Source organism: Desulfobacula sp. (assembly GCF_030145145.1).
GTDB lineage: Bacteria > Desulfobacterota > Desulfobacteria > Desulfobacterales > Desulfobacteraceae > Desulfobacula.
Map to the genome: position 1 here is coordinate 147,559 of NZ_JAQYWD010000005.1, position 20,514 is coordinate 168,072.

The 20,514-nt window shown below is 45.2% G+C and carries 20 protein-coding genes and 1 tRNA gene; 14 read left to right on the forward strand and 7 right to left on the reverse strand.

What is annotated here, in order from left to right:
* Together Q1Q15_RS04125 and Q1Q15_RS04130 are read left to right on the forward strand one after the other, a co-directional pair.
* Complete coding sequence (locus Q1Q15_RS04125; protein WP_300456970.1) at nucleotides 1–1,800, forward strand: hypothetical protein; 1,800 nt, start codon at nucleotides 1–3, stop codon at nucleotides 1,798–1,800.
* 11 nt (nucleotides 1,801–1,811) lie between these two features.
* On the forward strand, nucleotides 1,812–2,897 hold the full coding sequence (locus Q1Q15_RS04130; RefSeq protein WP_300456972.1) for a bifunctional glycosyltransferase family 2/GtrA family protein: 1,086 nt from the start codon (nucleotides 1,812–1,814) through the stop codon (nucleotides 2,895–2,897).
* On the opposite strand, the gene Q1Q15_RS04135 is transcribed toward Q1Q15_RS04130, so the two are convergent.
* From Q1Q15_RS04135 to Q1Q15_RS04150, 4 genes are read right to left on the reverse strand one after another with little or no spacing between them, the layout of a single operon-like run.
* Complete coding sequence (locus tag Q1Q15_RS04135; protein WP_300456974.1) at nucleotides 2,894–4,051, reverse strand: glycosyltransferase family 4 protein; 1,158 nt, start codon at nucleotides 4,049–4,051, stop codon at nucleotides 2,894–2,896. The two genes, Q1Q15_RS04130 and Q1Q15_RS04135, sit on opposite strands and share 4 nt — an antisense overlap.
* A gap of 7 nt (nucleotides 4,052–4,058) precedes the next feature.
* Nucleotides 4,059–4,787: a 3-deoxy-manno-octulosonate cytidylyltransferase gene (gene kdsB / locus Q1Q15_RS04140; RefSeq protein WP_300456976.1), complete on the reverse strand. Its 729-nt coding sequence runs from the start codon at nucleotides 4,785–4,787 to the stop codon at nucleotides 4,059–4,061.
* Between the two features lie 10 nt (nucleotides 4,788–4,797).
* The gene (locus tag Q1Q15_RS04145) at nucleotides 4,798–5,865 is read right to left on the reverse strand and encodes an iron-containing alcohol dehydrogenase family protein (RefSeq protein WP_300456978.1); all 1,068 of its coding nucleotides are present in this window, start codon (nucleotides 5,863–5,865) and stop codon (nucleotides 4,798–4,800) included.
* 3 nt (nucleotides 5,866–5,868) lie between these two features.
* The gene (locus tag Q1Q15_RS04150) at nucleotides 5,869–7,056 is read right to left on the reverse strand and encodes a DegT/DnrJ/EryC1/StrS family aminotransferase (RefSeq protein ID WP_300456979.1); all 1,188 of its coding nucleotides are present in this window, start codon (nucleotides 7,054–7,056) and stop codon (nucleotides 5,869–5,871) included.
* A 278-nt stretch (nucleotides 7,057–7,334) separates the two neighbouring features.
* On the opposite strand from Q1Q15_RS04150, the gene Q1Q15_RS04155 reads away from it, so the two are divergent.
* From Q1Q15_RS04155 to hemW, 5 genes are all read left to right on the forward strand, one after another.
* Nucleotides 7,335–8,303, forward strand: coding sequence for a TAXI family TRAP transporter solute-binding subunit (locus Q1Q15_RS04155; RefSeq protein ID WP_300456981.1), 969 nt, complete (start codon nucleotides 7,335–7,337; stop codon nucleotides 8,301–8,303).
* Between the two features lie 42 nt (nucleotides 8,304–8,345).
* Nucleotides 8,346–9,545, forward strand: a complete 1,200-nt coding sequence (locus Q1Q15_RS04160) for an AAA family ATPase (protein WP_300456983.1) — start codon at nucleotides 8,346–8,348, stop codon at nucleotides 9,543–9,545.
* A gap of 54 nt (nucleotides 9,546–9,599) precedes the next feature.
* The gene (locus Q1Q15_RS04165) at nucleotides 9,600–10,142 is read left to right on the forward strand and encodes a methyltransferase domain-containing protein (RefSeq protein WP_300456984.1); all 543 of its coding nucleotides are present in this window, start codon (nucleotides 9,600–9,602) and stop codon (nucleotides 10,140–10,142) included.
* A 170-nt stretch (nucleotides 10,143–10,312) separates the two neighbouring features.
* Nucleotides 10,313–11,473 carry a radical SAM protein gene (locus Q1Q15_RS04170; protein ID WP_300456986.1) on the forward strand — a complete coding sequence of 387 codons (1,161 nt, stop codon included), beginning with the start codon at nucleotides 10,313–10,315 and terminating at the stop codon, nucleotides 11,471–11,473.
* Complete coding sequence (hemW, locus tag Q1Q15_RS04175; RefSeq protein WP_300456988.1) at nucleotides 11,466–12,608, forward strand: radical SAM family heme chaperone HemW; 1,143 nt, start codon at nucleotides 11,466–11,468, stop codon at nucleotides 12,606–12,608. The genes Q1Q15_RS04170 and hemW overlap by 8 nt, the downstream gene beginning before the upstream one ends.
* Here hemW and selB read toward each other — a convergent pair.
* Together selB and Q1Q15_RS04185 are read right to left on the reverse strand one after the other, a co-directional pair.
* Nucleotides 12,605–14,521, reverse strand: coding sequence for a selenocysteine-specific translation elongation factor (gene selB / locus Q1Q15_RS04180; protein WP_300456990.1), 1,917 nt, complete (start codon nucleotides 14,519–14,521; stop codon nucleotides 12,605–12,607). The two genes, hemW and selB, sit on opposite strands and share 4 nt — an antisense overlap.
* A 20-nt stretch (nucleotides 14,522–14,541) precedes the next feature.
* A complete protein-coding gene (locus Q1Q15_RS04185) occupies nucleotides 14,542–14,715 on the reverse strand; it encodes a hypothetical protein (RefSeq protein ID WP_300456991.1) in 174 nt (57 codons plus the stop codon).
* Nucleotides 14,716–14,855: 140 nt separating this feature from the next.
* Between Q1Q15_RS04185 and Q1Q15_RS04190 the strand changes: the two genes are divergently transcribed.
* A tRNA-His gene (locus Q1Q15_RS04190) sits at nucleotides 14,856–14,931 on the forward strand.
* Nucleotides 14,932–15,012: 81 nt separating this feature from the next.
* Nucleotides 15,013–15,639 carry a peptidylprolyl isomerase gene (locus Q1Q15_RS04195; RefSeq protein ID WP_300456993.1) on the forward strand — a complete coding sequence of 209 codons (627 nt, stop codon included), beginning with the start codon at nucleotides 15,013–15,015 and terminating at the stop codon, nucleotides 15,637–15,639.
* Between the two features lie 11 nt (nucleotides 15,640–15,650).
* Here Q1Q15_RS04195 and mtgA read toward each other — a convergent pair whose 3' ends face one another.
* A complete protein-coding gene (mtgA, locus tag Q1Q15_RS04200; protein ID WP_300456994.1) occupies nucleotides 15,651–16,304 on the reverse strand; it encodes a monofunctional biosynthetic peptidoglycan transglycosylase in 654 nt (217 codons plus the stop codon).
* A gap of 180 nt (nucleotides 16,305–16,484) precedes the next feature.
* Here mtgA and Q1Q15_RS04205 point away from each other — a divergent pair, with 180 nt between their 5' ends.
* From Q1Q15_RS04205 to Q1Q15_RS04225, 5 genes are all read left to right on the forward strand, one after another.
* Nucleotides 16,485–16,586 carry an AF1514 family protein gene (locus Q1Q15_RS04205; protein ID WP_300457013.1) on the forward strand — a complete coding sequence of 34 codons (102 nt, stop codon included), beginning with the start codon at nucleotides 16,485–16,487 and terminating at the stop codon, nucleotides 16,584–16,586.
* Nucleotides 16,587–16,721: 135 nt separating this feature from the next.
* Entirely contained in the window at nucleotides 16,722–17,627 is a 906-nt protein-coding gene (locus Q1Q15_RS04210) for an AEC family transporter (protein ID WP_300456996.1), read from the forward strand.
* Between the two features lie 149 nt (nucleotides 17,628–17,776).
* Nucleotides 17,777–18,958 (forward strand): ABC transporter substrate-binding protein, encoded by a 1,182-nt coding sequence (locus tag Q1Q15_RS04215; RefSeq protein ID WP_300456998.1) that lies wholly within the window; start codon nucleotides 17,777–17,779, stop codon nucleotides 18,956–18,958.
* An 89-nt stretch (nucleotides 18,959–19,047) separates the two neighbouring features.
* Complete coding sequence (locus Q1Q15_RS04220; protein ID WP_300456999.1) at nucleotides 19,048–19,794, forward strand: ABC transporter ATP-binding protein; 747 nt, start codon at nucleotides 19,048–19,050, stop codon at nucleotides 19,792–19,794.
* The gene (locus Q1Q15_RS04225) at nucleotides 19,787–20,494 is read left to right on the forward strand and encodes an ABC transporter ATP-binding protein (RefSeq protein ID WP_300457001.1); all 708 of its coding nucleotides are present in this window, start codon (nucleotides 19,787–19,789) and stop codon (nucleotides 20,492–20,494) included. Before Q1Q15_RS04220 ends, Q1Q15_RS04225 begins: the two co-directional genes overlap by 8 nt.
* Nucleotides 20,495–20,514 lie beyond the last annotated feature (20 nt).

Below are 20,514 nucleotides of genomic sequence, written 5' to 3' on the forward strand. Positions count from 1 at the left end.
ATGATGGATATTGTTTTAACAGTGTTATGGTTTTCCGGGTTTGTTTATGCCGGCAACCGCTGGTTGAAGATTGATTTTTCATATGCCCCGATTTTTTCTGTGTCCTTTGTCGGAATTCTGCTGTTTGTTTTTGCGGTATCAAATTACCTTAAACCCGCCGCCGGGTTTCTGTGCTCTGCTGGATTCATTTTGTCTGCTATCGGTGGTATTGATGCCTGGCGAAATCGGAGAACCCAGCACTTCCCTGTGCCTGTTCCGCTTTTTATGGTACTTGTCTTATTGATTATCCTTTCATTCCTGGTCCCCCTGGGGATGAAATTTACCGTGATTGATGATTATGTCTATTGGGGGATTATCGGTAAATATTTATATTTGCATCATCACCTGCCCGATGCGAACACGGCCATCATTGAAAGACATCTGGCCTATACACCGGGAACGTCTCTGTTTCATTATTTTTTTTATACACTGACCGGCAGATATAGCCCGGCGATTTCTTATTTTGCTCAAAATATCCTGCTGATCAGTGCTTTTTTTGTTGTTTTAAAAAAAGATGATTTTAAAAGAACCCTTATCTTTTTGTGCCTGTTGGTCATTTTATTAACGCTTTTTTCAGGCAGTATTTTTACCAAATTACAAGTGGATTATCTTCTTTCCATATATTCCTTTGCCGTGCTGTGGATCTATTTTCGAGAACCGCCAACGCTCCTGACTGTGTTCACAATTTCCTTGCCTGCCTGCTTTCTTTTTTTAATCAAGGAAATCGGGATTGCGCTTTGTCTGCTTCTTTTGATGATCATCCTTTTTGATCTTTTTTTTCACAGGGATCTTGATGGGAAAGTCAAATTCAAATCCATTGTCGTTGTTATCTTGACCGGGGGAATTGTTTACCTGTTGAAACAGACGTGGACAGACCACTGTCAGATGATGGAATTTTTGAAATTTAATACGGGTGTAAATATGGACAGTATCTGGCAGGCGGTTCAATTTTTTTCCGATGGGACTGTTCAAAAGGGGGTTTGGCTGTTTGTTAAGGGTATTTTTATTGGCCCGGCAGACAGGCTGAATTTACCCTATGTTTTCTGGTATCTGGCGGTTGTTTTTTTCTGGATCAAGATTTTAAGTAAGCAGACAACCGATAATAAAACGCGGTATGCACGATGCCTTAAAATATTAGGGGCTTCATTTGCAGTATACCTTATCCTGATGTATTTTTTGCAGGTTATTGTTTTCAAGGTTGGTGAAAATTATGACCATACCATAGGCTTGACACGATATCTGAATATTTTCTTCTGCCAGGTGGTCTGTTTTACGCTTCTTTTGTATGGGGATCAATATCTTCAACACATTGTTTCAAATAAGCGGGTGGTTTTTTTTATCACGGGTGTCATTTTGATGATAGGGCTTTCCAGAATCGAAACCGAGCTGCACCGGGACAGCCATTACAATGAGGCGGAACAGGTGGCAAAAAAGATTGAAAAAAATATCGATAAGGGAAAAGAAAATTTGATTGGTATTGTCCCCGGGACCAATGATCATCACCTCGGGATAAAATTGTTGTATCACCTTCTGCCCAACAGGGTAAATCATGACGGTTTTCCCGTACAAGACAAAGACGTATTTTTATCAAGTCTTCAGCAATATGATTTTGTGCTGTTCAACGAGCCAGGTGATCGGATCGAGGAGTGGATACATCCTTTTGTTGAAACCCCCTTTGACAATACAGGGTTTTTTAAGATAATACTGGGAGGAACGGATAACGTGAAAGACAAAATCATAAAATTGGAAAAAGTATTTTAAATTGAGTAAATATGAAAATGAGCCCGGTTGTTTTAATTCCTGCATACAAACCCGATAAAAAGACATTGTCCGGTATCGTGGCGCAGATCGCCGATTTTGATGTGGCAAAGATCATCATTGTAGACGATGGCAGCGGCCCGGATTTTCAATCGGTTTTTGACCATGTAACAACCCTCCCCAAGACCCATGTGTTATCCCATCCAACCAATCAGGGAAAAGGGGCGGCGTTACGGACGGGTTTCCGACATATCCTGGAATCCACTCCCAGCTTCAGTAGTGTCATTACGGTGGATGCTGATGGACAGCATTTGCCCGAAGATGTGGATCACCTCATCCGGACAATCAAACAATATCCTGATTCACTGGTTTTGGGGGTCAGGGATTTTAAAGGCCAGGTTCCCCTGAGAAGTTTTCTGGGAAATAAGGCAACATATCTGATGTTCCGGGGGCTTGTGGGGCAGAAAATATCCGACACACAAACAGGGCTTCGGGGGATTCCCCATGCCATGCTGGAAGATATCCTTTTATTAAAATCCGGCCGGTATGCCTATGAACTTGAAATGCTGCTGGCGTTCGTTCAAAAGAGAGTTCCCATCAAGGAGGTCACGATCACCACCGTGTATGAAGATAACAATGCTGTTTCCAGTTTCCGACCAATGGCCGATTCTTTTCTGGTTTATAAAACCTTATTTTCATGGTGGATTGCCTTCCGGTTCAAACAAGTGCTCAAGTATTCTTTATCCAGTATATGTTCCACCGTTGCAGATTTTGCTACGTATATTCTTTTAATCAACATGTCATGCGGGTTTGTCACCGCATCCATTCTGGCCAGGATTTTATCGGTCATTATTCATTTTTCAGCCAACAAGTATTTTACCTTTTCATATAAAGATGCTCCCCATCTGTTGGAGATCGGCAAATACCTTCTGGTTGTTGCCTTTAACCTTTTTTCATCCATTTTTTTGATTTATATTTTTATTACGTACCTATCGGCCGGAGAGGTGATTGCAAAAGTTATGGCACAATTAATTCTGTTTTTTGCAACCTATGTCCTTTTAAACGGATTTGTGTTTTTAAAACAAAAAAAACATCTTTAAAACGGCTGGCGGTCCAGTTTGATCTGGTGCAGCCGATAGATCCGGATGATATTTCGACCCATCACATCAATGGTATGGTTCTTTTTGACATGGTCCCGGGCAGTTTTAACACGGTTTTGGGTGGCATCCGGATCCGATAATGTCTGTACGATTTTATCGGCCAGATCGGATGGATCTGATGTGTCGAACAATAATCCGGTTTTTCCCGGGTCAATGATATCCACAATACCGCCGCTTTTAGAGCCGATAACCGGGCAGTCACTTATCATGGCTTCCAGAAGCGACTGGGGGACCCCTTCAAAGGGGACACCATTAATGTCTATGGATGGCAGGACCTTGCAGTCAAAGGCCCGGTAATAGGGCCAGGGATCTTCTTTAAATCCTGTGAAATGGAGATGGTCATTGATGTGAAGGGTCGTTGCCAATGCTTTGAGCGAATTTATGTATGTGTCTGACCCTTCCCCCACCAGGGCAATATGATAGCCCGAAAGTCTGGGGCCTGCCTTTTTAAAGGCCTCAAGGATGGTCGCAATGCCCTTGTCCTGGGACACCCTTCCCACAAAGCCGATGAAGCGTGTCCCGGGGTCAAGGCCAAGTTCCCGGGCCAGCATTTTTCTTGCCGTGTCTTTTTCCCACAGCTGATCCGGCTCAACAATACCGCTGGGCATGGAAAAAATTTGCATGTCTTTGAGTTTAAAGACTTTTTGGAGGTGTCTGGTGGTATAATCGGCTGTTGTAAAAATATAATGGCAAAATTTTTTATAAACCATTCGATTATACCAGGAATTTCTCACGTGGGCACTGATATGCCGGGAAAGAATCCTCAAGGGGATCCTGGCTTTTCTGGCGGCAAGGAGCGCTAACTTGGCATCGCTGTTCCCATGGCTATTAATGATATCAGGGGTTTCATTGTAAAAAATAGTTTTTAACAACTTATAATCCTTTATCAGTGAAAGTCGTTTGAATTCGATGCCATAAACCTTAAATCCATGCGCTTTTGCCTTTAAAAACAAGGGGGTATCCCTGGGTGCGGCAATGATAACCGTGTGTCCTTTTCGTTCCATCCAGACCGATTCATTGAAAATACGTTTTTCCAGGCCCCCCCATTGGGTATGGCATGTTGTATGGATGATTTTAAAATGGGAAATCATCATATGGACATCATTTCAGCTTTGCTTCGATCCGCTGGATATCTTCGGGCAGGTCAATTTCCGGAGAGTCATAGGGGGTGATCACCACCTTGATCCGGTAACCAAACTCCAGCACCCTTAATTGTTCGAGTTTTTCGACCTGCTCACAAGGACCGGTGGGAAGCGCCACCAGCTTGTCCAGGAAACTTTTTTTGTAGGCATAAAAGCCCAGGTGCTTGTAGAAATTGGCGGTTGTCTCCCTGTCCCTGGGGTAAGGGATCTGGGCCCTGGAAAAATAAAGGGCAAACCCGTGATAGTCAAAGGTGACTTTTACATCTTTCGGGTCTGTGATTTCCCTTTTGTCTGTGATCTTGAATGCCAGCGTGGACATAACAATCCCTGGGTCATCTGCAAAAGGGGATATCAATTCATCAATGGTTAACGGGTTAAATATGGGCTGGTCTCCCTGGATATTGACAATGATGTCATCCGGTCCAAGATTCAGCATATCTGCTGTCTGGGCCACCCTGTCGGTTCCGGATCGGCAGTCGTCCGAGGTCATCACGGCGTGACCGCCAAATGCCTCCACCGCATTGAAAATTCGTTCATCATCGGTTGCCACAACGGTTTTCGTGACAACCAGAGATTTTTTCGTCTGTTCATACACCCGTTGTATCATGGATTTGCCGGCAACAAGCGCCAAAGGCTTTCCTTCAAAACGACTTGAATGGTATCTGGAGGGTATAACCGCAATCGTCATGGTGTCTCTTTTACATTCTTAGGAATAAGGCGCGTGCCTTATTCCTTGTCATGATATGTTTCCAGTCCTGGCCCAGGCAGTTTTCCCATAACGGTTCAAGGCCAAGGGCGACGGTGATCATTCGGTCAACCTGTTCGGGGTCAAGATCTTTCACCAGGCCCCGGGGCAGTTCCATATCGCATTTTTTCATCATGGTTCGAAATTCTTTGACCCCTTCAGGATAGATATCTTCCAGGTAGTCAAACACAATACAGCATCCGATGCCATGATGGGTCCCCAGGACATAGGAAAGGCCATAGGACAGGGCATGGCAGGCACCGACCTGGGAATAGGCAATACTCATACCGCCGAAAAATGAGGCCATCATGAGCTTGTCATCCTTATCTGGATGGTCATCCAGAAAAACCTGCCGGCAAAGGTCAAGGGCTTTTTCACCATAGGATTTGGAGAATTCATTCAAATAGGTGCCTTGAAGGGATTCAATGCAATGGATATAACAGTCCATGCCGGTGTAAAAGTGCTGGTCCCGGGGAACATCTTTTATGAGCTCCGGGTCAAGGACCACCTGATCAAACACCGTGTAGTCGGAATTCAGCCCGAGTTTTTTTTCAGGTCCGGTCAAAACAGCTGTTCGGGAGACCTCTGCGCCGGTTCCGGAAAGGGTGGGAACTGCCATGTGGTATATGGCAGGGTTTTTAATCAGGTCCCATCCCTGGTAAAGGGTGGAAGATCCTTCATTGGTCAGCATCAGGGAGATGGCCTTGGCAAGATCCATGCTGCTGCCGCCCCCAATGCCGATGATGGCACAGGGAAGTGTCGGGCGATGTGCTTTTACCTTAAGGGTCAGTTCATCCACATATTTTGTTTTGGGCTCATCTGCCACGTTGACCCATAACAGCAGGTCATTGTCATACAGGGGAAGTCGTTTTTCAAGGGGGGCCTCCCTGAAGACATCATCTGTGACAAACACAACCCAGGAATCGGTATTTCTCCGCTGTTTTTCTATAATCTCATCCAGCTGTGCGAAACAGCCCCTTCCAAATATAATATTGGGAACCAGCTTAAAGTTTCTAAACATGTTTTATCCTTTGATAGATTTTCGGATGGCCTGAATTCTGTCATCAATATCGTTGTTTGACCATGAGAGCATGATCTGCAGGGACAGGGTTCGTTTCATGATGGTGTCAGACGCTTCAAGCACCATATTTTGATAATCCGGCAGATTGTCTGCCAGTTCAACACACAGTTTTGCTGCGCGTTTCATCTCTTTTAAGTGATGCCATTTTTTATAATAATGCCAGTTGTTGTCATACCAGTAAGCACAGCCCACACCGTTTTCAGAAAGGTCTTTGGCGACCTGTCTTGTCCGTTCTTCCGTTGGCATAAAAAAGCTTAAAAACGTGGCTGAATCTCCCTTTGCATCCGGTATATACCTGAAACTGACACCCGACAGGTTTGCCATGGCATCTTTAATGGCCCGTTTGTTTTTTCTCTGGGTATCCAGGATCTGGTCCAGTTTGTTCAACTGGGCAAGTCCCACGGCAGCGTTCAGTTCACTGATCCGGTAATTGGTTCCGATAATGGGATGGTCATCTGCTCCGCGGTCAGGGCCGCCCAGGTGATCGTGTCCATGGTCTCCATACTGGTCTGCGGTTTCATACACGGCTTTGCTGTCCGTGATAATGCCGCCGCCTTCACCACAGGTAACGGTTTTTACGGCATCAAAGGAAAAGCATCCGGCCAGCCCGAAGGTTCCAAGGGCTTTTCCCTGATAGGTGGCTCCCAGGGACTGACAGGCATCTTCCAACAGAATCAATCCTTTTTTTTCGCACACGGCTTTGATTTCATCAATTCTTGCCATGGATCCACACATGTGAACGGGAATGACTGCTTTGGTTCTTGACGTGATCACATCAGAAAGCTTGTCAGGATCAAGGCAGAGGGTCTCATCAATTTCTCCAAAAACAGGAACGGCACCGGCATTGATAATGGCTTCAAATGTGGCCACAAACGTAAAGGGCGGCACAATAATTTCATCCCCGGCACCGATACCGCAGGCAGCCATGGCAATGCCAAGGGCCGCAGTTCCGCTGGAACACAGGTGGCTGTATCTGGCATTGGTAATCCGGGCCAGTTTTTTTTCAAACTCAAGGGCTTTGAAATGTCCGTTTCTGGTCCCTTCAAAGCCATATCTAAAAAGAACCCCGGTTTCAAGAACATCTGTTACTTGTTTTCTTTCCGCATCACCAAATATTTCAAACCCCGGCATGATGTCCTCCTTATATCGCTAATGGGTATTTTTTTTTAGTCATGGATACGTATCACAATAGATCATCAAGTTTCAAGGTTTGTCCCAATAAAGTGTGTTTTTTCATGCTTTTCTTGACAAAAAGAAAGGTTCTATTTTATTGTTCATGACAGCTGATCTGTTTCAAGATTATAGTCTTGCCTAATTGATAGATTTTCACGTCATTATAACATGAGGTACTCATAGGGTGTATCCATATTTTGAGCCAATAAAGGACATCAAATCAGGGAGGAATGAATATGAAAAAAAGGATATTGTTTGTCATCTTTTTTTGGGTGGTCATGTCGGGTGTTTCGTCTGCTGTTAACCTGGGTATGGTGACCGGTGGCAGTAAAGGGACCTATTTTCAGTTTGGATTAAATATGATGGAAATGGCAAAACAATATGGGTTTGATCTCCATGTTGCCACCTCCAGGGGGTCTGTGGAAAATGTGTATGCGGTTTATAAACGCCCCAGAACACAGATGGGCATCGTCCAGTCCGACGTCCTGGCATTTGTCCTGAAAGTTGAGACCAATGATGTCCTCAAACAGATTGCCCGTAAAATAAAAATGGTTTTCCCCTTGTATAATGAAGAAATTCATCTCTTGGGGAAACAGGCGATACGATCTTTTGATGCGCTGGAGGGGAAAACAGTGGCCATTGGAAAAGAGGGCAGTGGCACATACCTTACATCCCGGCTTTTATTTGAAGTGTCCGGCATAAAACCCAAATCACTCCTGCCCATTGGCACGGAAACGGCCCTGTCCCAGCTGAAGCAGGGCCGTATTGATGCCATGTTTTATGTTGCCGGGCTTCCGGTCAAATTATTTTCAGAGAATGTGTCCGGCAATGAAGGGCTTCATCTTGTCCCCATCACCAATAAAAGCATCACCGATTTTTATCCCATGGCCCAGATTCCTGCCAACACCTATCCCTGGCAGCCAGAAACGGTTCACACGGCTGCGGTGAAAGCCGTTCTCATCTCTTTTGATTTCAGACGAAATAATTGCGATAATGTGGGATTATTCGCAAAGAAAGTTTACGATAACCTGGACTGGTTAAAACAGAACGGCCACCCAAAATGGAAAAGTGTGGATCTTGATTATCCCCTCAAGGGGTGGGAGCAGTATGATTGTGTCAAAAAATACCGCCATGTTTATCCGGTTGAAACAGATAAACCCATGGAAAAAAATCCATTGCTTGATGCCATCAAGGAGATCTTATAATTGAGACCTTCAAGGGTGATAAAGGGAAAATGGAGTTGGTAGATGTATTGTCGATATTTTAACCTTGAAAAAAAACCGTTTCAAATTAGCTCCGATAATAAATTTTTATGGCTGGGGAAGACACATGCGGCTGCCTTGAAATTGTTGAAAAAGGGATTGGCACAAAACAAGAGCCTGTTGGTATTGACCGGTGATATCGGCACAGGAAAGACAACGCTTATCAATGAAATTATCCATACCCTGGATCCCGGAACGATGTGGGTTAAAATTGTCGATCCCTGTTTTGAAATGGAAGACCTGTTCAGGGTGATTGCCCAGGCATTTGGATTTGAAGCTCAGTATGACCGGGGAAAAAATTTTTCTTTGGAATTTTTTTCTTTTTTAAACGCAGCCGGTGATGAAGATAAAAAAATTCGGGTCATTGTGGATGAAGCCCAGAGAATGCCGGAGTGGTTTTTAAAGGAGGTCATTTCCTGGTCTGGGTTTCGTTTTAACAGGGTCCTGACGGTTATTCTTGCCGGGCACCTGGAGTTTGAACACCTGTTGAGAACACATCTGGGACAGGCATGGAAGGATCATGTAAATCTCCATGCCTGTCTTGAGCCGTTGAATAAAGAAGAGACCAAAATATATATCAATAAACGTCTTGAACTGGCGGGTACAAATAGAAAAATTTTTTTATCGTCTGCTTTACATGAAGCTTACACGTATTCAAAGGGTATTCCCCGGCTGATAAACATATCCTGTGATCAAGCACTCATCGCAGCGTTTGCCAAGGGGGTGAAAACGGTTGATGCTTCCACCTTCAGAAAAGCGACAGGTCAACTATACCGCCCCGTTGCACCGCCTGAAAATAAAGAACACAATGAAGAAGAACTGCCAAAAGAAGATCACCTGATTCATGACCGGCAGCGGATCTTTAAAATAAAGATAGCATGGACAGCATTGGCGGCCTGCCTTTGCCTGTTTATTGGAGACCTTTTATTTACAGGATATACCCCCTCTACCATAAAATATGTGACATTCACTCCCCCGGAGATCGGTCTGGGGTATACACCTGCTGAAACACAAAAATCGACAACCCTGAGTCAAACAAAAGAAGATACCATGACGGAACCAACCGAATTTTCTCCTGGCAAAGACACTGAGGTGCCTCCTGATTCTTTTAAGGCGCCTGAACCCGATGCTGTCATTGACTGGCTCATTGAAAAAAGAAAGCTTAAACAAAAGGGATTTCAGTGATAGGGTGACCCTGAAAGAACGGAAAACTTTAAATCAGAACTAGGATATTGGATAATGACGGATAAAGATCGAGAGAAATGGGACTCAAAATATTTAAAGAACTTAGGGGGTGATGATCCCTCCTTGATCCTAAAAGATTTTTTTTTCCTGGCATCCCCTGGAAAGGCCCTGGATATTGCCTGTGGAAACGGTAGAAACAGTTTGTTCCTGGCCCAGAAAGGATTTCACGTGGATGCGGTGGATATATCAACGGTTGCCCTGAATCACCTGGCCGGCAGAAATCAAAGGATAACGGCCATCTGCCAGGATATGGATACCTGGAACATTCCAAAGAATCGCTATGAAATTGTGGTCAATGTTCGGTTTCTGGACCGGCGACTGTTTCCCATGATCCAGGATGGACTTAAACCGGGCGGTGTTCTAATCTTTGAATCTTTTACAGGGGGAAAAAACCAAGACTATTGTCTGAAAAAAAATGAATTGCTCCATGCTTTCCTGTCCTTCCATATTGTCTATTATGAAGAAAAAAATGCCCCCCATTCTGATAAATTTGATCAAACCATCTGCCTTGTGGCCATTAAAAAAACACAAGCCTGACCCCATTCCCCAGGGACTATTGAGTGCCATAATGAGAATTGCTGATTGCCCGGCAAATAAATTGACTTTAAGTGTTCACGTGCTAATATGTGGGATTGAGTTGCCCAGGATAACAGGCATAAGTTGAACCGTAACCGACAAAAAAAACGATGCAGGTATAGAGAATTCCCATGGAAAAGAAACGAATCGATCATTACGAAGGATTTGAGCAGGGCCCCATTCGTCCGCCCAGTGAAGCAAACAGTTTGTTGATAAGATTGACACGAAATTGCCCCTGGAATCACTGCACATTCTGCAGGGTGTATAAAAAAAGAAAGTTTTCTTTAAGGTCCGTTGAAAATATTATCAGAGATATTGATTTTCTGCATGATTATATCCAAAGAATTGGACAGAAGATTAAACCGGGTGTATTTGATGACTATGAGGGCATTAACACCGTTTACAACGGTTTTAAGGAAAAAGACCGGGTGGCATTTAATGCGGCCTTGAACTGGTATGCATCGGGTATGAAATCCATTTTTCTGCAGGATGCCAATTCTTTGATCATGAAACCCGATGACCTGGTGTTTGTGCTTGACCATATTAAACGCTGTTTTCCAGCCGTAGACAGGATTACCTCCTATGCAAGAAGCCATACCATTGCCAGGATTAAGCAGGATGATCTGCAGCGGATGGCGGATGCGGGATTAAACCGCGTTCATGTGGGCATGGAATCCGGATCTGATACGGTATTACAGAAGGTTAAAAAAGGCGCGACCAAAGCCATCCATATCAAGGCCGGCATAAAGGTGAAAAAAGCAGGCATGGAGTTGTCGGAATATGTCATGCCGGGTCTTGGTGGGATTGAGTATTCCATAGAACATGCCTTGGAAACGGCTGCTGCACTCAACAGCATTGACCCTGATTTTATCAGGATCAGGACCCTGGCAGTGACCAATAAAACCGTCCTTGCCCAGCAAGTTGAAACAGGTGAGTTTGAAAAACCCAGTGATGTTATGATGGCCAAAGAGTTGCGGCTGTTTCTCGAAAGCCTTGACGGGATCAATTCCTATATCAAAAGTGATCATATCCTGAACCTGTTTGAGACCATTAATGGAAAAATGCCCGGGGATAAAGAAAACATGATCAATGTTATCGACCGGTTTTTTGAACTTGAACCGGAACAACGGATTATATACCAGATCGGCAGACGTATGGGGTTTTTCCGGGGCCCTGATGACCTGGATGGCAGTCCCCACCTGTCCCGGGTAAAGAAGGCCTGTGATCTTTACGGCGTGACGTCTGAAAATATTGATTTTGTGATTGATGAATTGATGAAGCGTTTTGTGTGATCACACCTCTATTTATATCCATATCCCTTTTTGTGTTAAAAAATGTGTGTATTGTGATTTTTATTCAAGGACAGATCTTTCCCTGATTCCCGATTATGTAACTGCCCTTCAATGGGAGATGGAAAACCGGTCCGGTTTAAAGGGCGAGATTAACACCGTGTATTTTGGTGGCGGTACCCCTTCACTTCTTCAAATAAACGAGGTTGCATCGCTGTTAAAGACCATTGATGCCCATTTTTCTGTCGCCCGGGATGTTGAAGTCACCCTTGAAGTGAATCCGGGAACGGTTGATTTGAGATACCTGAAAGCGTTAAAAGATATTGGCATCAACCGGCTCAGTATAGGGGTCCAGTCCCTGAAGGATGATAAACTTAAATTTCTGGGAAGAATCCATACGGCCGGCCAGGCAGCGGGCATCGTTGAGGATGCCGGAAAAGCAGGGTTTGATGATGTCAGCATGGATTTGATTTACGGCCTTCCCTTTGAAACAGAACGCACATGGCTGGAAGACTTGACCGCCGCGGTAAGGATGATGCCGTCCCACCTGTCTTGCTATATGCTCACCATTGAGCCCGGCACTCCCCTGGAAAAACAATCGAGAAAGGGCTTGATACAACCCCTTGACCATCAGGTCATGTCTGCCCTGTTTAAAACAACTGTTCAATTTTTAGATGCAAGTCATTATGAGCATTACGAGATTTCTAATTTTTCCCGGGGCAGTCAAAATCGGTCAAAACACAATTCAAAATACTGGGAGATGATGCCGTACTATGGATTTGGGGCTGCCGCACACGCGTATGACGGGCGAACAAGATCCTGGAATTATAAAAGTATTCATACCTATATAAAGCGGATAGCCGCCGGCAGACTTCCCGTCGAAGACCGGGAAATCCTTACCCTGGAACAGAAAATGATGGAGATGATCATGCTCCGACTGCGTACCCGGGAAGGCCTGGATCTGAAAAAATTTCAGGCCCTGTTTCAGGTGTCCTTTAAAGATCAGTTTAAAGTGATCCTGGCATCCATCCTTGACGCATCCTTTGGGGTCATTAAATCGGACAGGCTTGCCCTCACCCTGGACGGGAAGTGTCATCTGAACGGCATTGTCGAGGCATTTGCCAGGCACCTCTTTTAAGTTTTCCGCCGTAACTGTCGGGTATCGCCCACCCGAATGGTCAGGTTGATGGTGTCAAAGTATTCGATTAAAGGAATGACAAATTTTCGGGATATCCCGGTCATTTCTTTAAAGTCAGGGGTGGTGATGGACTCATTCTCCTTGAGGAAGGCAATGAGCTTTTGCTCCAGGCTTGAGATGGTTCGGGCATCAAAGTAAAGGTCATCCTTTGTTTTGACAATGGATTTTTCATTGATCAGCATATAAAGAACATCTGTTGCCGTTTTTTTATCCAGATCCAGATCTTGGCAGATGGTCCGGAAAAAAGGCGGTGTCAGCCCGGATGCCTGATAAATTTTTTCAATTTTTTCTTTGACCTCATTTTGATCGACCTGGAGTGCCACTTCATGGGAAAATAATTTTATGATATTTTTGTCCAGAACAATGAGATTCTCCCGGGACAGTTTGGTAAACAGAAGCGTAAAAAATTTGGGGTCATCAATATATTGGAATTTGGATTTAAGCTCTTGCGTCGGCATGCCTTCCTTTAAGGGATTGTCGGCATGATAGGCCTCAAGTTTCTGGATGAGCTTTTCTTTAAACGTATCAAAAAAAGCGCCATTTACATAAATCTGCCTGTCTTTGTCGGTCTGGACAATCCGTTGTCTGGCCAGCAGTTTCTGTAAGGTTGCGGTGAGTTTTTTATCCGGGATATTGGTCATGACCCGGAGTTCTGAAAACGACAGGCCCTGGTATCCTTTTAGCGACAGAAAAAAAGAAATGGTCTGCTCATCATCGGCTGTCAAGAGATTTTCCAGTCCCTGAATAACCGCTTTGTCAAACAATTTGTGCTTTTGGGAGGCCGGGTTTAATATGGCACCGCCGCCAATTGTTCGTATGGGCGAGTAACTCCGGATGACATATCGGTCATCTTTGATACAGCAGACCGGGGACGCTAACCGGAACTGAACACAGGCATCATCTCCGGGTAACAACTCTTCCCGGTCCAGCAGTATCAAATACCCCAGGATTTCACTGGTTCCGGAATGAAATCTTATCCTTGTCCTGTTTTTAGCCGGTTTCCCATTGCTCTTTAAAAAATGGAAGTGGGCATCTACCATGTAGCTTTCAATCAGTGCCCCGGGGCTGGACAGGATATCGCCGCGACTGATGGACTCTTTGTCCAGGCCCTGGAAATTAATAGCGGTTCGTGTACCGGCACCCGCGCTATCAACCCCGGCACTGTGAACCTGGATACCCCTGACTTTGGAGACAATCTGCCTGGGATAGACCATGATGTCGTTCCCGACATGGACACTTCCTGAGGTCAGCGTTCCGGTAATCACCGTACCAAATCCTTTCATGGAAAAGACCCGGTCCACCGGCAGCCTGAAAATGGAAGAAAATTTTCTTTCGGGCAGGTTTTTACAGATGGTTTCAAGGGTTTCTATAAAATTATCAAGCCCTTCATTTGTGACAGCGGAGACCGGTATGACGGGCTTGCCTTCAAGAAACGTGTCCTGTACAAAATCATGGATATCATCCAGGGCAAGCTCTAACAAGTCTTCATCCACCATGTCGATTTTGGTCAAGGCAATCATGCCATGCTCAATGCCCATGAGGTTGCAGATTTCCATATGCTCCCGGGTCTGGGGCATGACCCCCTCATCTGCGGCAATCACCATTGTGACCACATCAATGCCACTGGAACCGGCCACCATGTTTTTTACAAATTTTTCATGGCCCGGCATGTCCACAATACCCACATGCTGTCCGTTGGGAAGATCCAGTGAGGCAAACCCCAGTTCAATGGTAATGCCCCGTTCTTTTTCTTCTTTGAGCCGGTCTGTTTCAATGCCTGTCAGCGCTTTGACCAGACTTGTTTTCCCATGGTCAACGTGTCCTGCTGTTCCTAAAATAATATTTTTTTCCAATGGTACAAAAATCCTAACGTTTATGGTTTGTCCTTTTTTCTGAAAAACGCCATGCCATAGGCCAGGCCCACCAGGATGAGTCCTGCGGCGACCCCATGGTAAATCCCCCACTCCGGCCTGAACAGCCGGATAAGGAGAATGCCGAATACAAGGCCTAAAATCAGCCGGACAACAAATATTAACAATGTATTCATAAAAAATCCTTCAATGAAATAGTGATACGCAGGAATAATAGTCAAACAAGGCTTCAAGGTCAATGTAAAATATAGGCCCTGGCATGAAAAAACTATTGATAAACAAACCAAGGTCTGATAATTAAGGGAAGTTTTTTGTGGTGGGTGTAGCTCAGTTGGCAGAGCGCTAGGTTGTGGTCCTGGATGTCGAGGGTTCGAGCCCCTTCACTCACCCCATTTTTTTTAAAGATCCATCATCAATACCCGGAATTCAATTGCTTTGAGTGACGGGTTTTTTTGTTTAAGGAGACCGCCAAAATGAAGACGTCCAAAAAACTGCTTGTCATGTCAATTTTTTTATGTGCATTGTTCCTGCCCGGTCTGTCGTTCGCTGAAGACCTCAAGGCGGGGGTATACGCGCAATTTGATACGAATAAAGGCCGGATTCTTGCGGTCCTGTATTATGAACGGGTTCCCCTTACCGTTATTAATTTTGTCGGACTGGCCGAAGGGACCCTTGCCTCCAGCCAGGGACCGTCCAAAAAATATTATGACGGGCTGGTCTTTCACCGGGTGATCAAGGATTTTATGATTCAGGGCGGCGATCCCACCGGAACCGGCCGGGGCGGCCCGGGATACCGATTCCCGGATGAGTTTGTCAGGGGGTTAACCCATGATTCACCCGGTATCCTTTCCATGGCCAATGCCGGGCCCGGCACCAATGGCAGCCAGTTTTTTATTACCCATAAGGCCACCCCCTGGCTTGACAATAAACATACGGTTTTTGGACGGGTGGTAAACGGTCAGGACGTGGTAAATAAAATTCAAAAAGGTGACAGGATTAATACCTTGACCATTCTCAGGATCGGCGAATCGGCCAGGGCGTTTAAGGCTGATCAGGCAAGCTTTGATGCGGCAGTAACGAAAATTAAAACAGGCCAGTAGACCCCTTTCGTTTACAGCAGCGGCATCCGGTGAAGGTCTTCCATGATCCGCTTCTGACGCGCTTTCAGGTACGGGGTAGGGCGCTTGACCGACCACTTGTGCGGATTCGGCAAAACAGCTGTCATTAATGCCGCCTGGCCAGGCGTGAGGTGTTTGGCGCTTTTTGAATAGTATTTTTGAGCGGCCGCTTCGGCGCCGGTAACGCCGGTTCCCCAATCCACTGTATTTAAATACATCTCAAGGATTCGCTCTTTGTCCCAGAACAGTTCAATCAGGATCGTGTAATACACCTCTGCCAGTTTCCTGAACACACTTTTGCTGGACAACAAAAATACGCTTCTGGCAGTCTGCATGCTGATGGTACTGGCCCCCCTGAGTCTTTTATGGTGGATTAAATTGTTTAAAACATTTTTTATTTCCTTGAAATCAAATCCGTTATGGGATAAAAACCGCTGGTCTTCAGCAGCAATGACGGCTCTCCTCAGATGAGGTGACAGGGTTTCAATGTCTTTCCACTTATAGCTGGGACGATTGTGGGGACGGTTTTCAATAACCGATTCTGTCCATTCCCATACCACATTCGGAGTGAATGGCGGGTTGATAAATTTGAGTGCCAGAACCTGAGCGATCGTAAAACAGAACAGTCCTAGAAGGACTTTAACCATTGTCCTCCGGATCCACGCGCGGATTCGTTTTATTTTATTTGCCTTCATTTTACCTGGGTTCTACTTTTAAACCCGATTGTTGTCAATTCCAAAACAGGACTTATGATAGAAACACGGACCTAAATTAAATTCCTTATTTTTTGATGATTTCAGACGGAAGGTTCAATCCATGGGACAGATATTCTCAATAACAGAAGACCACGATATGCCGAAGGCCGGGGTGCAAACCTGACCATTGACTTTAATGAGGGTGAATATGTGTTTATGATATTAAAGATGTGAGAACCCTGTTGTGGTAACATTTTTATTGACAAGAAGTAATTTTTTAATTTAGTAAACCACAATTGCAGTTCCAATACGGGGTTGATCAATCCGCCTGTCTGTAGATCTGCTGAACACTTGCGCAAAAGGAAATACATGCAGGAAATTCTGATAAAATTATCCCCTATTTTTCTTCTTTTCGGACTGGGTATCGTTCTTAGAAAAGTTCGATTTGTGGATACCGTCGATGCCGAATTCCTGCTCAGGCTGGTATTTTTTGTTACCCTGCCTGCCCTGGTGCTTTTAAGGCTTTCCCAAACCCCACTCACCTGGGATAAGATTTATCTGCCACTGATTAATATAGCCATCAATTTGTGCTGCATGGCGGCTACGCTGATGGTTCCCCGGTTTGCTGAAATTCCGCGCAAGACCCTGGGTGCCATGCTGGTCAGCACCATGATTGCCAATAACGTTTTCATGTTTCCCTTCATCATGGTTGGATTTGGTGACGCCGGATTTGCTGATGCCGTGCTGTTTGATTTCGGCAACGGGTTAACCACGGCGACCATCACCTATCTAATGGCGTTCAAATATGGGGCAACGCCTGTCCGATCGACTGCCATGATGATTAAATTGATGCAATCACCCCTGTTCTGGGCGTTTGCCATTGCCATCGGGATGAGCCTGTTCTCCCTGGGCCTGCCGAATTACCTTGCGCCTTTCCTGGAAAATGTCGGCCAGATGACCAGCCCGCTGATCCTTATTGCTCTGGGCATTTTTTTCCGGCCGCAATTTGCCGATTTGAAACTGGTTTCCCTGACCATTTTCATACGTGTTGGATTGGGCCTGGCTGTCGGGGTTGGTCTGGCAACCTTGCTGGGGCTCACCGGCCAGACCTTTTCCGTGGTGCTGATCTGTTCCGCTGCGCCTGTCGGGTTTATGGCACTGACATTCAGCGCCATCGCCCAGCTGGACAAGGAATTTACCTCAAAGGTTGTTTCGATTTCCATTCTACTGGGCATTCTCTATGTGCCATTGTTAATGTTCCTGGTGGGGAGTTGACAGTGATCTTTTTTCGGACTGTCAAGTTGTATTTACCACACGGATTTGTTAATAATAAGGCGATTTAGCAGGTAAATATTGTTAAAATATAAGGATATTTACAAAACCGCCACTGCAAGTTATTTTTAACTTTTAAAAAGGAGTCGGATATGTTTGACCATGTTTTGAAAAAAAGTGTATTTGGGCTGGTCTTGATAATTTTATTGCTGTGCATGGGAGGTATTGGCTTTGCAAAGGATATAATTATCGGAGGAGCCCTCAGCTCCACAGGGGTTCAAGCACCATTGGATGATCCGGGATTAAGAGGGGCCCAGGTTGCCGTAAAGGCGATCAATGATGCCGGTGGATTACTGGGGAAACGGTTGGTCTTCATCAATCTGGATGGGAAAAGTGATCCGGTCAATGTCGGCAATATTGCGGTTCAGTTAATCGATAAGGGCGCTGCCTTATTTATTGCGCCCTGTGATTTTGATTTTGGAGGGCCGGCTGGCCGGGAAGCCCAGAAAGCAGGAATTGTCGGCGTTTCTACGTGCGCATCAGATCCATTATACAGTTCCTGGTCCCTTGGCGACAAACAATTTACCCTGTCCATGTGGAATACCACCATGGGGGCGACTGCAGCGGAATATGCCTTTAATGAGCGGGGGTGGAAAAATGCGTATGTGGTCACGGATCAATTTATTGCGTACACAAAAAGCCTGAGTAAATATTTTACGGCCCATTTTAAAGCCATTGGCGGAACAATATTAGGGGAAGAAAAATATACCCAGGGGGATCAAGATTTTTCAGCACAACTGTCAAGGATAAAAGCACTGAAGACAAAACCGGATGTGATTTTTATTTCTTCCTATCAACCGGATCTGAGCACCATTATCCGCTCGCTTCGTGAGGTTGGTATTGATGCACCTGTCATGGGGGGTGATTCCTATGATGATCCCGGACTATTTGATGCATTAGGAAAAAAGTTTGGAAATGATATTTATTTTGTAACCCATACCTGGATGGGACCGGAAGCACATCCGGATATGCCAAAATTTATCAGTTTGTATAAGGCATTCTACAATGAAGAACCAGATACCTCATTTGTCGCAACTGGATGGGATACGGTTATGTTAATGGCGGAAGCAGTTAAATTAGCAGGTACCACAGATGGTGCAGCAGTTGCTAAGGTGATGGAAACCCATGAATTTAATTTGTTAACCGGTAAACTGTCTTATAAATCTTCAGAAGAAGGCCATGCGCCTGACAAAGCCGCTGTACTCGTTCAATTGCAGGATGGCAAGCCGTCTTTCATTGGATGGCGACGTCCGGCCAACCCACCGGCACCATAAGATTTATTGCGCGTTTATTTTTTTTTAAAGGGGATATCTTTATCCCCTTTAACGTTTGAAAAAAATTGTTCAAAAAGGTTGGGTGGGTTATGAAAAATAAGATGTTAAGTGCAACCGGACTCTGTGTTGATTTTTTTGGATTACGTGCGCTTGATAATGTATCTTTAACAATCTCAAAGGGTGAAATTGTAGGGTTGATTGGCCCCAATGGTTCTGGTAAAACCACTTTTGTCAATGCGTTGACAGGTCAGGTGGCTGTTTCAGCCGGCCAGGTTACCTGTAATGGTCAAAATATCACGGGACTTCCTCCCCATAAAGTTGCTTACCACGGTATTGCACGTTCTTTTCAGATTGTTCGGTTGTTTGATGAATTAACGATTTCAGAAAACATAGAACTGGGAGCAATTGCCCAGGGGGTTTCCCGTAAGACGGCAAAAGACCGGGCCAATGAACTAATGATAAAATTTGATTTGCAATCTTATTCTGATCAATTGGCGCATACCCTTAATTATGGCGATAAGCGAAGGGTTGAAATCAGCCGAGCTTTGGCCAGCCAACCCAACTTTTTGCTATTAGATGAACCTGCTGCAGGAATGAATGAAGCCGAAAGTGATACGCTGCTGGAAATCTTGAACCAGCTGCCGCAAGACTATGACCTGGGCATACTGATCATTGACCATGATATGAGTTTGATCATGCGCCTGTGTACGCGGCTGCATGTGATAGATTCGGGGAAAACAATCGGTGAGGGGGATGTGGAAACGGTCCGCCGGTTGCCAAAAGTGATTGAGGCCTATTTAGGTTCAAGTGCGGATTCGGAGGAAAAGGATGCTTAAAATCGATAATCTGGGTGTGAAGTACGGTGCGGTTTCAGGTGTTAAAAAAATCGATTTGCTGGTGAACCAAGGAGAGCTCGTGGCGCTGCTGGGTGCGAATGGTGCCGGAAAATCTACTACCTTGCTGGCCGTTGCCGGTGCACTAAAATGCGATCAGGGCAGCATTGTTTTTAACGGTCAGGATATCACCTTGTATCCCCCTGAAAAAACGATTCGAATGGGCATTGCCATGGTCCCGGAAACAAGAGACGTTTTTCCTGATCTTACGACGCATGAAAATCTCAAATTGGGTGCCTTCATTCGCAGCAGGGATAAAGTCGGCATTGAACAAGATTTGGAAAAGATGTATGGGTTATTTCCTATTTTGAAAGACCGGGTGAATCAATCGGCAGGAACGTTATCAGGAGGCGAACAGCAGCAATTGGTAATCGCCCGGGCATTGATGTCCAGGCCCAAATTGCTGTTGCTGGATGAACCGTCTCTTGGCCTTGCTCCAGCAATCGTTGACCATATTTTTGAATTGATTCTTCATCTTAAAAATCAAGGGCTAACGATCCTGCTTGTGGAACAAAATGCCGTAAAAGCATTGCAACTGGCCGATCGGGCCTATGTCCTGTCGCTGGGTACGGTTGCCACGGCGGGACCGGCAAAAGATATCGCATCAAATTCAGATTTGGCTTCCATCTATTTTGGAAATTAACAGATAGGACAAAGGTGACT

Coding starts and splice junctions, on each gene's coding strand:
- Q1Q15_RS04125 (WP_300456970.1), top strand. CDS start 1: ATGATGGATATTGTTTTAACAGTGTTATGGTTTTCCGGGTTTGTTTAT.
- Q1Q15_RS04130 (WP_300456972.1), top strand. CDS start 1,812: ATGAAAATGAGCCCGGTTGTTTTAATTCCTGCATACAAACCCGATAAA.
- Q1Q15_RS04135 (WP_300456974.1), bottom strand. CDS start 4,051: ATGATGATTTCCCATTTTAAAATCATCCATACAACATGCCATACCCAA.
- kdsB (WP_300456976.1), bottom strand. CDS start 4,787: ATGACGATTGCGGTTATACCCTCCAGATACCATTCAAGTCGTTTTGAA.
- Q1Q15_RS04145 (WP_300456978.1), bottom strand. CDS start 5,865: ATGTTTAGAAACTTTAAGCTGGTTCCCAATATTATATTTGGAAGGGGC.
- Q1Q15_RS04150 (WP_300456979.1), bottom strand. CDS start 7,056: ATGCCGGGGTTTGAAATATTTGGTGATGCGGAAAGAAAACAAGTAACA.
- Q1Q15_RS04155 (WP_300456981.1), top strand. CDS start 7,335: ATGAAAAAAAGGATATTGTTTGTCATCTTTTTTTGGGTGGTCATGTCG.
- Q1Q15_RS04160 (WP_300456983.1), top strand. CDS start 8,346: ATGTATTGTCGATATTTTAACCTTGAAAAAAAACCGTTTCAAATTAGC.
- Q1Q15_RS04165 (WP_300456984.1), top strand. CDS start 9,600: ATGACGGATAAAGATCGAGAGAAATGGGACTCAAAATATTTAAAGAAC.
- Q1Q15_RS04170 (WP_300456986.1), top strand. CDS start 10,313: ATGGAAAAGAAACGAATCGATCATTACGAAGGATTTGAGCAGGGCCCC.
- Q1Q15_RS04185 (WP_300456991.1), bottom strand. CDS start 14,715: ATGAATACATTGTTAATATTTGTTGTCCGGCTGATTTTAGGCCTTGTA.
- Q1Q15_RS04195 (WP_300456993.1), top strand. CDS start 15,013: ATGAAGACGTCCAAAAAACTGCTTGTCATGTCAATTTTTTTATGTGCA.
- mtgA (WP_300456994.1), bottom strand. CDS start 16,304: ATGGTTAAAGTCCTTCTAGGACTGTTCTGTTTTACGATCGCTCAGGTT.
- Q1Q15_RS04210 (WP_300456996.1), top strand. CDS start 16,722: ATGCAGGAAATTCTGATAAAATTATCCCCTATTTTTCTTCTTTTCGGA.
- Q1Q15_RS04215 (WP_300456998.1), top strand. CDS start 17,777: ATGTTTGACCATGTTTTGAAAAAAAGTGTATTTGGGCTGGTCTTGATA.
- Q1Q15_RS04220 (WP_300456999.1), top strand. CDS start 19,048: ATGAAAAATAAGATGTTAAGTGCAACCGGACTCTGTGTTGATTTTTTT.
- Q1Q15_RS04225 (WP_300457001.1), top strand. CDS start 19,787: ATGCTTAAAATCGATAATCTGGGTGTGAAGTACGGTGCGGTTTCAGGT.